Origin of the sequence: Shewanella vaxholmensis, from assembly GCF_031932135.1 — a bacterium.
Lineage (GTDB): Bacteria > Pseudomonadota > Gammaproteobacteria > Enterobacterales > Shewanellaceae > Shewanella > Shewanella hafniensis.
Genome location: NZ_JAUOEV010000003.1, coordinates 150,475 through 163,519, shown reverse-complemented (window position 1 = coordinate 163,519; position 13,045 = coordinate 150,475). Strand labels below are relative to the sequence as shown.

General features: G+C 47.4%; 7 protein-coding genes. 4 read left to right on the top strand and 3 right to left on the bottom strand.

What is annotated here, in order from left to right; genetic code table 11:
* Nucleotides 1-75: 75 nt before the first annotated feature.
* Nucleotides 76-1,422: an exodeoxyribonuclease VII large subunit gene (gene xseA, locus Q4Q46_RS04315; protein WP_311905318.1), complete on the bottom strand. Its 1,347-nt coding sequence runs from the start codon at nt 1,420-1,422 to the stop codon at nt 76-78.
* Nucleotides 1,423-1,542: 120 nt separating this feature from the next.
* Here xseA and guaB point away from each other — a divergent pair, with 120 nt between their 5' ends.
* Both guaB and guaA read left to right on the top strand, forming a co-directional pair.
* Nucleotides 1,543-3,009 (top strand): IMP dehydrogenase, encoded by a 1,467-nt coding sequence (gene guaB, locus Q4Q46_RS04310; RefSeq protein ID WP_106651111.1) that lies wholly within the window; start codon nt 1,543-1,545, stop codon nt 3,007-3,009.
* 119 nt (nt 3,010-3,128) lie between these two features.
* Complete coding sequence (guaA, locus tag Q4Q46_RS04305; RefSeq protein ID WP_220590772.1) at nt 3,129-4,706, top strand: glutamine-hydrolyzing GMP synthase; 1,578 nt, start codon at nt 3,129-3,131, stop codon at nt 4,704-4,706.
* A 49-nt stretch (nt 4,707-4,755) separates the two neighbouring features.
* On the opposite strand, the gene Q4Q46_RS04300 is transcribed toward guaA, so the two are convergent.
* Nucleotides 4,756-5,637: a GGDEF domain-containing protein gene (locus Q4Q46_RS04300; protein ID WP_311905317.1), complete on the bottom strand. Its 882-nt coding sequence runs from the start codon at nt 5,635-5,637 to the stop codon at nt 4,756-4,758.
* A 159-nt stretch (nt 5,638-5,796) separates the two neighbouring features.
* Here Q4Q46_RS04300 and tadA point away from each other — a divergent pair, with 159 nt between their 5' ends.
* On the top strand, nt 5,797-6,315 hold the full coding sequence (gene tadA / locus Q4Q46_RS04295) for a tRNA adenosine(34) deaminase TadA (RefSeq protein ID WP_106651858.1): 519 nt from the start codon (nt 5,797-5,799) through the stop codon (nt 6,313-6,315).
* A 441-nt stretch (nt 6,316-6,756) separates the two neighbouring features.
* On the opposite strand, the gene mltF is transcribed toward tadA, so the two are convergent.
* Nucleotides 6,757-8,187 (bottom strand): membrane-bound lytic murein transglycosylase MltF, encoded by a 1,431-nt coding sequence (gene mltF, locus Q4Q46_RS04290; protein ID WP_006082473.1) that lies wholly within the window; start codon nt 8,185-8,187, stop codon nt 6,757-6,759.
* Nucleotides 8,188-8,467: 280 nt separating this feature from the next.
* On the opposite strand from mltF, the gene purL reads away from it, so the two are divergent.
* On the top strand, nt 8,468-12,349 hold the full coding sequence (gene purL / locus Q4Q46_RS04285; protein ID WP_311905385.1) for a phosphoribosylformylglycinamidine synthase: 3,882 nt from the start codon (nt 8,468-8,470) through the stop codon (nt 12,347-12,349).
* Nucleotides 12,350-13,045 lie beyond the last annotated feature (696 nt).

Here is a 13,045-nt window from a genome sequence, read left to right as displayed (position 1 = left end):
TACTAGACACATTTGAAACAAAAGGAACCTTAGGGTTCCTTTTGTGTTTTAAGACTATTTCAGCGTCATGTAGATTTATTCGAGCGGCTTTATCTGAGTGACGGTTGAAATCACTTGTCCATGGCGCAAGCGGGTTTGCAGGCTATCACCGATTGTCAGCTTATCCGTGGAGTCGACCACTTGATTGTGGATGTCAGTGGTGATGCTGTAGCCACGGCTCAAGGTCGCAAGCGGGCTGACGGTTTCAAGTTGATGGGCCGCGTATTTTATCCGTTGCTCACTTTGGCTCAGTTTGTCCTGTAATGCATCCTGTAAGCGACTCGCAAGATAACTTAGGCGGTTGCCCTCAATGGCGAGCTTATGCTTGGGAGATTGCTGTTCAAGGCGACTTGCGAGCAACTGCTGACGGCGGCTGAGTATGTGCAAGCGATTCGACAACGCCGACTCCAGTCTTAATTGCATCTCATCGAATCTTTGCTCGAACTGCTGCAGGGTCCGTTTGGGATCTTGGCGCTGCAGTCTGTGCTCAAGCAAACTGAGTCGTCTTTCTTGCTTAAGTTGATAATGTTTCGCACTTTGTTGCAGGCGAGATAAAGCTGTTGCGAGTTTTTGCGCCTTATTGTCGCTATCTTGGGATAACAACTCGGCACCTGCAGATGGTGTTGGGGCGCGAATATCAGCAACGTAATCACTGATGGTGGTGTCGACCTCGTGGCCGACGGCGCTGACCACGGGCAGGGCGCTGTTATAAATTGTGTGGGCGAGGGCTTCGCTGTTAAAACACCACAAATCCTCAAGCGAACCGCCGCCGCGGGTAAGCAGTAATACGTCGACCTCTAAACGCTGGTTGGCGATATTGATTGCCTGACAAATACTCTGCGCTGCAGTTTCGCCTTGAACCTGAGTCGGATAGATAATGACTTCGATTGAAGGGTCGCGCCTTGCGAGTACGTGTAAGACATCGCGAATCGCTGCGCCGGTTGGCGAAGTAATAACGCCAATGCGTTGGATGTTTTTTGGCAGCGGTCTTTTGGTGTCGGCGGCGAATAATCCTTCGGCGGCGAGCTTCATTTTGAGTGCATCGAATTGCTGGGCGAGTAGTCCATCCCCTGCGGGCAGCATGGACTCAATCAATAATTGATAGTCGCCTCTGGGTTCATACACGCTGATCGCGCCTTTGACTAACACTTGCTGACCATTGATGGGCTTAAAGCTGACCGTTTGGTTACGGCCTTTAAACATGGCACAACGGATCTGGGAAGAGTGGTCTTTTAAGGTGAGATACCAATGACCTGAGCTGGGGGAGGAAAAGTTGGATATTTCGCCATTGAGCCAAATTTTACCCAGTTGTCCCTCGAGAATTTGTCTGACTTCACCATTGAGTCGCGAGACAGTATAAATATTGTTTTTGGCGCCTTGCATCGAATTACTCAATTAAATGGGGATATTTGCTATTTTCCATTTACCAGTGCCGATATGCAAGGTATAATCCCGCCGCAATATTTCACCTCTAAATCCTACTCAACTGGGGAGATGTTGCATATGCTACGTTTAATTAAAGAAGCGCTTACTTTTGACGATGTGTTGCTTGTTCCTGCGCATTCGACTGTACTCCCAAATACCGCCATTCTTAAAACTCGCCTGACCAATACCATTGAATTGAATATCCCACTTGTGTCTGCCGCTATGGACACAGTTACCGAAGCTCGTCTTGCGATCGCTATGGCGCAGGAAGGCGGTTTAGGTTTTATTCATAAAAACATGAGCATTGAAAAACAAGCCGAAGAAGTGCGTAAAGTAAAAATTTACGAAGCGGGCGTGGTTCAACAACCTGTGACTGTGACGCCATCTACGACCTTAGCCGATCTGAAAGTATTGACACTGAAGAATGGTTTTGCTGGTTATCCCGTGGTTAACGAAGCAAACGAGTTGGTTGGTATCATTACTGGCCGTGACGTACGTTTCGTCACAGATTGGAGCAAAACGGTAGAAGAAGTGATGACGCCTAAAGCGCGATTAGTCACAGTTGCCGAAGGCACTAAATTAGATGAAGTGCAAAAATTGATGCACTCACACCGCATCGAAAAAGTCCTTGTTGTCGATGATAACTTTAAACTGAAAGGTTTGATCACAGTTAAAGACTTCGAGAAAGCCGAACGTAAACCTAACGCCTGTAAAGATGAGTTAGGTCGTCTACGTGTTGGCGCCGCCGTTGGCGCGGGTGCTGGTAACGAAGAGCGTGTTGATGCACTCGTTAAAGCTGGCGTTGACGTTTTACTTATCGATTCTTCCCACGGCCATTCTGAAGGCGTTTTGCAACGCATTCGTGAAACGCGTGCTAAACACCCAACATTGCAAATTATCGGTGGTAACGTAGCTACGGCTGAAGGTGCATTAGCCTTAGTCGAAGCGGGTGTTAACGCAGTTAAAGTGGGTATTGGCCCAGGCTCAATTTGTACGACGCGTATTGTAACTGGTGTTGGCGTGCCACAAATCACCGCAGTTTCAGATGCAGCCGCAGCCGTAAAAGGCTTAGGTATTCCTGTTATTGCCGACGGTGGCGTACGTTTCTCTGGCGACTTAGCTAAAGCATTAGCGGCCGGTGCATCTTGCATCATGGCAGGTTCAATGTTTGCAGGTACCGATGAAGCGCCGGGCGAAACTGAACTTTATCAAGGCCGTGCGTATAAATCTTATCGCGGCATGGGTTCACTAGGCGCTATGTCTCAAGGTTCATCTGACCGTTATTTCCAATCTGACAATGCTGCCGACAAACTCGTGCCAGAAGGCATTGAAGGTCGCGTACCTTACAAAGGTAAGTTGAAGGAAATCATCCATCAGCATATGGGTGGCCTACGTTCATGCATGGGCTTAACCGGTTGTGCCACCATTCAAGAACTGAATGAAAAAGCCCAATTTGTGAAAGTAACTTCAGCTGGTATGGGTGAGTCCCACGTGCACGATGTGACTATCACTAAAGAAGCGCCGAACTACCGTTCAGGTTCTTAATCGTTTGATAAAAGGGGCGGCGATAAGCCGCCTCTTTGTAAAGCGTGTGATCCAATACTCAAGGCTGGCTATCGCCGCGTTGAGCAATGTTAAAACAATAGATGAGATAAAGGTTATCCATGAGCGATATTCATGAGCACAAGATACTGATCCTCGATTTTGGATCTCAGTACACTCAACTGATTGCCCGTCGTATCCGTGAAATCGGTGTGTACTGTGAATTATGGGCTTGGGATGTAACAGAAGCCCAAATCCGCGAATTTGCCCCGAACGGTATTATTCTTGCTGGCGGACCTGAAAGTGTCACGGCTGAAAACTCGCCGCGTGCGCCTGAATACGTCTTTACCGCAGGTGTGCCTGTACTGGGCATTTGCTACGGCATGCAAACCATGTCTGAGCAGCTGGGCGGTAAAGTTATCCAAGGTGTGGGCGAAGGTGAATTCGGTTACGCTCAAATTGAAATGCTAACAGATTCGTTGCTATTCAAAGGCATCGAAGATGCGGTTAGCAGCGAAGGTAAACCCTTACTCGACGTATGGATGAGCCACGGCGATAAAGTGTCGGCCATTCCTGAAGGGTTTGTGGCGGTCGCTAAAACGGATACTTGTCCCTTTGCCGCTATGGCAAATGAAGCCAAACAATTCTATGGCGTACAGTTCCACCCAGAAGTGACCCACACTCGCCAAGGTATGCGCATGTTATCGCACTTTGCCTTAGACATTTGTGGCTGTGCGGCGAACTGGAAACCTTCTTCTATCATCGAAGATGCAATTGAGCGCTTGAAGAAGCAAATTGGTGATGATGAAGTGATTTTAGGCTTGTCGGGCGGTGTCGATTCTTCGGTTGTAGCTATGTTGCTGCACCGCGCTATCGGCAAAAAACTGACCTGCGTATTCGTTGATAACGGTTTATTGCGTTTGAACGAAGCTGAGCAAGTGATGGAAATGTTTGGCGATCATTTCGGCCTGAATATCATTCATGTTGATGCGGAAAATCGCTTCCTCGATGCGATGAAAGGCGAAGCCGATCCAGAAGCTAAGCGTAAGATCATCGGCCGCGTATTTGTGGAAATTTTCGATGAAGAATCGAAAAAATGCGCTAATGCAAAATGGTTAGCGCAAGGCACTATTTATCCTGACGTGATTGAATCTGCTGGCAGCGCCACAGGTAAAGCACATGTGATCAAGTCGCACCATAACGTTGGCGGTTTGCCAGACGATATGGAACTGGGTTTAGTTGAGCCACTGCGCGAACTGTTCAAAGATGAAGTGCGCAAAATTGGTTTAGAGTTAGGTCTGCCATACAACATGCTTTATCGTCACCCGTTCCCAGGACCAGGTCTTGGTGTACGTGTATTAGGTGAAGTGAAGAAAGAATACTGTGACTTACTGCGCCGCGCCGATGCCATTTTCATCGAAGAACTGCATAAAGCCGACTTATACAATAAAGTCAGCCAAGCCTTTACCGTGTTCTTACCTGTGCGCTCAGTTGGCGTGATGGGTGATGGCCGTAAATATGACTGGGTTGTGTCACTGCGTGCCGTAGAAACCATCGATTTTATGACAGCCCATTGGGCACATCTGCCGTATGATTTCTTAGGTCGCGTATCAAACCGCATCATTAACGAAGTCGATGGCATTTCCCGCGTGGTTTACGATATCTCTGGCAAGCCGCCAGCGACGATCGAATGGGAATAAGTTAATTATCTGAATTAACGATTTAAAGGTGCCTAGTGCGCCTTTTTTGTTATTCATTCTGATTGAGATCACTGGCAAGGACCACTCGATTTCTCCCGCCGTTTTTGGCCTGATATAGCGCTTTATCAGCAAGGTTAATGATCTCATCTCTATTTAGGTGTTGATTTGCAACGGTTGCGATACCAATACTGACTGTGATGCTAAGGTATTGACCTGAATAGTGAAAATCACTTCTTTCAATCAGCGTCCTGAGTTGTTCGGCTTTGAGTTGGGCCGTATGACTATCGCAGTGTTTAAGCTCAATGAGAAACTCTTCACCTCCCCAGCGGGCAACTCTATCTTGTTTTCGTAGGCTCTTGCTGATGTGTTTTGCAAGCTTTGTTAATACATAATCACCCGCTGCATGGCCATAGGTGTCATTGATTTGTTTGAAGTGATCTATGTCGAGGATTAAGTAAGCACTGGGATTATTGTCGGTACTGTTTTCGACATTTTGATTGAAACTGCGTCGATTTAGCAGCCCTGTTAGCGGGTCGGTATTTGCGGCAATATTGAGTATTTGGTTTTTGGTGATTTGTTGTTGGATTAATTGATAGAGGCCGAACCAAGCGCAGAGAATGCCAAAGGTAAAGAGTAAGTCTTCGACTTCTTGATAGTAACTGGCTTCGAAGGTAGATAATTCATCCAGTATATTCATATTGTTACCTATGAATAGGCTCCCACAGCCAATTAACAGCCAAAGATAGATTTGACGGTTATGTCGCGTGTAGCTGATATAGAACATCATAAATAACCAAATGATAGAACGGATCAATTCAAGGCTGAGTTCGTAATAATTGATTTCGTTATTAATGGACTTGCCGTGCAGCATAATGCAAGAAAAGCCTGCACTTATGATCAGAATTAACCACTGCCAAAAGTATCGAGTCATTGGAGTATCGATGATAAAACCATAGGTAAAGTATAGTGTGATGGTAGTGTTATGCAGGGGGCTTGCATTGGAAATGCTGACTTTGTGATATGTAGGCGATTGGCTGTTATAATCCGGTTTTATTTTCAGGCTAATTAAATGAGCGTGTGAGTGGAGCAAATGCAGCAAGTTGAACAATCGCAGCAGGACGAACATTGGATGCAAGTGGCTATGTTGATGGCCGAGAAAGCCGAGGCCGAGGGTGAAGTACCTGTCGGTGCGGTTCTGGTCAAAGACGGCCAGCAAATTGCGACGGGTTACAATTTATCCATTAGCCAACATGATCCTAGCGCCCATGCGGAAATTTTATGTTTACGGGAAGCGGGGCGCTTGGTCGAAAACTATCGCCTGTTAGACGCGACTTTATATGTCACCCTTGAACCTTGTGCTATGTGTGCAGGTGCCATGGTGCACAGCCGGATCGCGCGGGTGGTTTATGGTGCTCGGGATGAAAAAACCGGTGCTGCGGGGACGGTAGTGAATTTACTGCAACACCCGGCATTTAATCATCAAGTTGAAGTGACATCGGGTGTATTGGCCGATGCTTGTAGCGCGCAATTGAGTCGTTTTTTTAAACGGCGTAGAGAGGAGAAAAAAGCCCTGAAACAGGCTCAAAAGGCGCTGCAAGCAATTGAGTAAACAGTGGTAAAAGCGACAGGATTAATCCTGAGACTGAATAAAAGTAAAGAAAAGTTTCTGACGATTCAAAATACGACGATGGCGAACTTTGAGTAAAGTACGACGACGCGCGACAGTATTGCTGATGGTTTTTCTTCTCATATTGACCCCATTTATTGTTATTATTGATGCCCTGCAGTGATGTATCGCAGGTCATAACCCCAAGACAGTAGCAGTTGCACTTGAGCGCAGCAATAGCACTGGTCAGATAAGCTGAACTAAGCGATGTTTTTAAGCGTAAACCTAAGTTGGATTCAGCCCAGTTAAGCCAGCTTGGATCTAGTTTTGACTCTAGCTTCTAAACCTAAGCTCACTGAGATCACTGAGCTTAGGTTTAGAAGCTCGGCTCTTGACCTAAGTGTGTAGAAATATAGCTCTAACGCTTGGCTCAGGCTATTCAAATTACTTAGGTTGTTCTGGGCTCAATGTTCCTGCGGGAATGGCGGGTTCTTCCGACGCAAGATCGCTCGGTTCTTCCTCGGGGTTTTGCTGTTTCGACTGATTATCCACCCAGACTAACGTGTCGTAGTAGCGGCGAATACTGTCGACGTAATGGACGGCTTCACTGCCACGGGCATAGCCGTAGCGGGTTTTTTGATAGTATTTACGCTTTTGCAGCAGTGGCAGCACTTTCTTTAAATCTCGCCACGCATTGGGATTTAACTCCATCGATTCAGCCAGCTTTCGCGCATCTTCAACATGGGCATACCCTATGTTGTAGGACGCCAGTGCAAACCACATACGTTGACTCTCGGGAATGGATTCCGGCAGACGATTGATCATATCGTTCAAATAAGCCGCGCCGCCGCGGATACTTTCTTCCGCATCCAAACGGTTGGTGATGCCAATTTCTTTTGCTGTAGGTTGAGTCAACATCATCATGCCACGAACTCCTGTTGCTGAGCGGGCATGGGGATTCCAATGGGACTCTTGATAGCTAGTCGCCGCAAGTTTTCGCCAATCTAAATTACCCGCATGGGTTTCGAATAACTGACGATAGCGGGGCAAGACGGTTTCGATGGCGCGGATAAATGCCCGAGTATCGACATAATCGAAGCGCTTCACATGGCCAAAGTATTTTTCGTTGAGATGATCGAGCGTGCCAGCCAGTTTTTCTTGGTGCCAAAAGGCCAGTAATTGGCTCATGAGTTCATCACTGCGGGTTGGTGGCAACAGCCAGACCACATCGAGCTTTTCTTCAAGTACGGGGCCTGAACGTAGATCGGGCAAGTAGCGGCGGTTGATTTGTACGCTGCTGGAGTCGGCGATAGTGTAGTCAATTTCTTTGTTGGCGATCATGGCCAGCAATTCTTCGCTGTCTTTGTCGGTAATTTGATCCCACACCAGCGTCGGATAATGCTTTTGCAATTGAGTTAATGTCTCGACGAAGGAAGAGTCTGCGATGACAGTGATCTTACCTTTTAAGTCGCTGATGTCTTTGGGCGCTGGCATGCCTTCGCGATACACCAATACTTGATTAACGCGGTACAGCGGCGGTCCTAGGCGGAATTGTTCACGCCTTGCGGGCGTTTCTGTCATGCCCGCGGCAATCAGGTCGATTTCATTCTTTTTAAGAGCTTCGTACAGCTCGGTACGGTTAGTGTAGGGCACCATTTTTAACGGCACATCTAAGTATTCGGCGAACAATACCGCCATATCGTAATCGAAACCGCTATCACCTTGGCCCGATGTCATATAAATCTGTGGGCCGTAAAGTGTGCCGACTCTTAACTCAGTTAATTTCTTCGGCACGAATTCTGTTTCGTCCACGGTCACCTGCTGACAGGCAGTCAGTAAGAAACCTAAGATAAGAGCGAACAGGAATCGAGTCATTAAATGTGCTTATAGTAAATAAAATCAATATTATAGATAGCGAGTTAATAGTGGGGCATGTGTGATGAACTGGCCGACATTGGTGGGATTATATCCGTTTGTCTGCGATAACGTAAAAAAATCATTCGTGGGGGAAAATGGCGACTTAAAATGGTCGCGTTTTTTATATCACAGGAAACACTGTTTTGCGTAAGGTCACAGGTGATTTGTGGCAGACATTTCCTTATAATAGCGCCACCTCTGACCCCTGCAATAATAAATAATAAGGTGAATAGACGTGATGGAGATCATCCGCGGAGCCCCTGCACTCTCGACGTTTAGGGTGCAAAAGCTGATGGAGGCCTGCGAAAACGCTGCGCTTCCGGTACGCCAAATCTATGCTGAGTATGTTCATTTAGCGGATTTGAGCGAGTTGCTCGACACAAATGAACGCCAGCAACTTGAAAAAATTCTCACCTATGGACCTGCGATAGAAGCTCATATCCCCCAAGGTTCACTCCTGTTTGTCACTCCTCGCCCCGGTACTATTTCTCCTTGGTCTTCAAAAGCCACTGACATCGCACACAATTGTGGCCTTGGTAAAGTGAAGCGTTTGGAGCGAGGCGTTGCGTATTATGTCGAGTCAGATGCACTGACAGTAGCGCAGCAACAAGCCTTAAATGCGCTGTTGCACGATCGCATGGTTGAAATCATGCTTGATGATTTTGCCAAAGCCGATGTGTTATTCAAACGCACTGAGCCTGCGCCGTTTAAAAGCGTCAATATTCTTGCCGAAGGTCGCCGCGCACTTGAAGTGGCTAACACAGCATTGGGCCTTGCCTTAGCCGAAGATGAAATCGACTATTTAGTCGAAAACTTCGTCCGTTTAGGCCGTAATCCCCATGACATCGAATTGATGATGTTTGCTCAGGCGAATTCTGAGCATTGTCGTCATAAGATTTTTAACGCAGATTGGACAATTGACGGTGAAGTTCAGCCTAAGTCATTGTTCAAAATGATCAAGAACACCTTTGAATCCACCCCAGATCACGTGTTATCTGCCTACAAAGATAATGCCGCTGTGATGGAAGGCTCGGTTGCCGGTCGTTTCTTCCCCGATCCTGATGGGGTGTACAACTACCACACTGAACCTATGCACATCCTGATGAAAGTGGAAACCCACAACCATCCAACCGCCATCAGCCCCTATCCTGGCGCTGCAACGGGTTCAGGTGGTGAAATCCGTGATGAAGGCGCAACGGGTCGTGGTTCTAAACCTAAAGCCGGTTTAACGGGCTTTAGCGTATCAAATTTAAAAATCCCGGGTTTTGTTCAACCATGGGAAGGTAACTACGGTAAGCCAGATCGTATCGTTAGCGCGCTCGATATCATGACCGAAGGCCCACTGGGCGGCGCGGCATTTAACAACGAGTTTGGTCGTCCTGCACTGGTCGGTTATTTCCGTACCTACGAGCAGGAAGTCAGCAGCCATAACGGCGTTGAAGTGCGTGGTTACCACAAGCCCATTATGTTGGCCGGTGGTTTAGGTAACATTCGCGAAGAACATGTACAGAAGGGCGAAATCACCGTTGGCGCTAAGCTGATTGTGCTGGGTGGCCCAGCGATGAACATTGGTTTGGGTGGCGGCGCCGCATCATCTATGGCATCGGGTCAATCGAGTGAAGATCTCGACTTTGCTTCTGTGCAACGTGAAAACCCAGAAATGGAACGTCGTTGTCAGGAAGTGATTGACCGTTGCTGGCAGCTTGGTGATAAAAACCCTATCCAATTTATCCACGATGTGGGCGCGGGCGGTTTGTCGAACGCTTTCCCTGAACTTGTGAATGACGGCGAGCGCGGCGGTTTATTCAATCTGCGTAACGTGCCTTCAGATGAGCCAGGCATGAGCCCGCTGGAAATCTGGTGTAACGAATCACAAGAGCGTTATGTGATGTCCGTTGCCCCTGAAAACCTCGCACTATTTACTGCCATTTGTGAGCGTGAGCGTGCCCCGTTTGCGGTTGTGGGTGAAGCGACGGCGGAGAAACACCTGACACTTAGCGACAGCCATTTCGACAATAATCCTATCGATTTACCGCTCGAAGTTTTATTAGGCAAAGCGCCTAAGATGAGCCGCGATGTGGTATCGGCTAAAGCGGTATCACCCGCGTTAGCGCAAGATAATATTGAAGTTAAAGAAGCGGTTAAACGAGTACTGAGCTTGCCTACCGTTGCGGATAAAACCTTCCTTATCACCATTGGCGACCGCACTGTTACGGGTTTAGTTAACCGTGACCAAATGGTGGGTCCATGGCAAGTACCTGTGGCCGATTGCGCGGTCACAGCGGCAAGTTTTGATACTTACGCCGGTGAAGCTATGTCACTGGGCGAGCGTACACCGCTGGCACTGCTTGATTTTGGCGCCTCTGCCCGTATGGCGGTGGCTGAATCCATCATGAACATCGCCGGTGCCGATATCGGTTCATTTAAGCGTATCAAGCTTTCTGCTAACTGGATGTCTGCTGCGGGTCACCCCGGAGAAGATGCGGGTCTTTATGAAGCGGTGAAAGCCGTAGGTGAAGAACTGTGTCCAGAGCTGAGCCTAACCATTCCGGTCGGTAAAGACTCTATGTCGATGAAGACCGCCTGGCAGCAAGATGGCGCGGATAAAACCGTGACGTCGCCAATGTCATTGGTCATCACCGCTTTTGGCGTGGTGCAAGACATTCGTAATACAGTGACGCCAGAGCTGCGCACAGATAAAGGCGAAACGTCTTTACTGTTAGTGGATCTCGGTGCGGGTAAAAATCGTTTAGGCGGTTCTTGTTTAGCCCAAGTGTTTGGTGAGCTAGGTGATATTGCGCCGGATCTTGACGATGCTGCACTGCTGCGCGGTTTCTTTGAAACCATGCAAAATCTAGTGGCTAAGAAATCGGTTATCGCTTACCACGACCGTAGCGACGGCGGTTTATTCACTACCTTAGTGGAAATGGCCTTTGCGGGTAATACAGGTCTGAATATCGATTTAGAAGATCTACAGGGCACGGATTTAGAGCGACTCTTTAATGAAGAGCTCGGCGCTGTGCTGCAAGTGAGCCGCGACAATGCGGCGAAAATTGCCGCTCAGTTTGCTATCGCAGGCGTACCTTGCCATGTGATCGGCACGTTAGCTGACGATCAACGCATCACCATTAATGATGGCGCGCGTGAAATCTTCAGTGATAGCCGTGTAGCGCTGCGCACTGTGTGGTCAGAAACCACCTATCGTATGCAAGCACTGCGTGATAACCCAGCCTGCGCACTTGAAGAGTTCAAACTTAAGCAAGACGAAACCGATTTAGGCTTAACCGTTAACTTAAGTTTTGATCCAAGTGCTGACGTTGCCGCACCTTATATCCTTAAGGGCGCTGCACCTAAGATGGCGATTTTGCGTGAGCAGGGCGTTAACTCCCACGTTGAAATGGCCGCTGCCTTTGACCGCGCTGGATTTGAAAGCCGCGACGTACACATGTCGGACATTTTATCTGGCCGTATTAGCCTAGAGGATTTCCAAGGTCTTGTGGCCTGTGGTGGCTTCTCTTATGGTGACGTATTAGGCGCAGGTGAAGGTTGGGCTAAGTCGATTCTGTTTAACGAGCGTGCCCGCGATGAGTTTTCGCGTTTCTTTGAGCGTGACTCAAGTTTTGCCCTTGGCGTGTGTAACGGTTGCCAAATGCTGTCAAACCTGAAAGAAATTATTCCAGGAAGCGAACATTGGCCGCGTTTTGTGCGTAACCGCTCAGAGCGTTTCGAAGCGCGTTTCAGCTTAGTTGAAGTGCAACAGAGCCCGTCGTTATTCTTCCAAGGTATGGCAGGTTCGCGTATGCCAATCGCTGTATCACACGGTGAAGGTTTGGCTGAGTTTGCCAGCGCTGAAGCGCTGGCGATGGCCGAAGCGTCAGGCACCATTGCCCTGCGCTTTGTCAATGGCAAGGGCGATATCGCAACTCAGTATCCACAAAACCCGAACGGTTCTCCAAATGGCCTAACGGGCATTTGTACCACTGACGGACGCGTTACTTTGATGATGCCGCATCCTGAACGTGTGTTCAGAACGGTCGCTAACTCTTGGCATCCAGATGCTTGGGGTGAAGATAGCCCTTGGATGCGTATGTTCCGTAATGCGCGAGTGACCTTAGGTTAAGCGAGTAAACTCAGCGGCTTTTACCTCTATTGATGGGTAAAAGTGGATTTAGTTAATCGTAAAAAAGGAGCGATAATTTCGCTCCTTTTTTTATATTTAAAATGCACTTTTATGAAATATCTTGGATTTCAAATCATTAACACTTATTGCAAATAATCTAATGGACCAAAGTGAAAAAATAGCTTCTTTCATCGGTAAATACCTATTAATAGGTATGTTGCATACTTGATGCTGGAAGCGACGTTTTATGGGGTTCTAGAGTTGAAGGCAGATGTTGCGGCTTTAGAATAGAAAAAGCCCCCACTCTCAAAGAGATGGGGGCTCGTTTTGCGCTAACAAAACTTCAAATTAATGCAATAAATTTCACGAGTAATTCTGGGGATTATTTCAGCTCATTAGCTGTATAAAGTTCAACAAAAACACGCTTGTAGCTGTTAACCAGACGTTCAAATAATTTAGTCATATCGATATCTCCACACCAAAAGTTAATACCTATGTGCGCGAAGTTGGCATTGACTGGGCTACGACACCAGTTCTACCAAATTGTCTCCTTAACACAGGACATATATTAAACAACTCAGGTTAGCTTCTCAAACGAGAAAAAATACAATTATTCATTATTAAAACTAATGAATTTTGATGCTGTTTTTATATGCTAATTTATATGTATGGATTTATATATTGATTTTAAAGGTT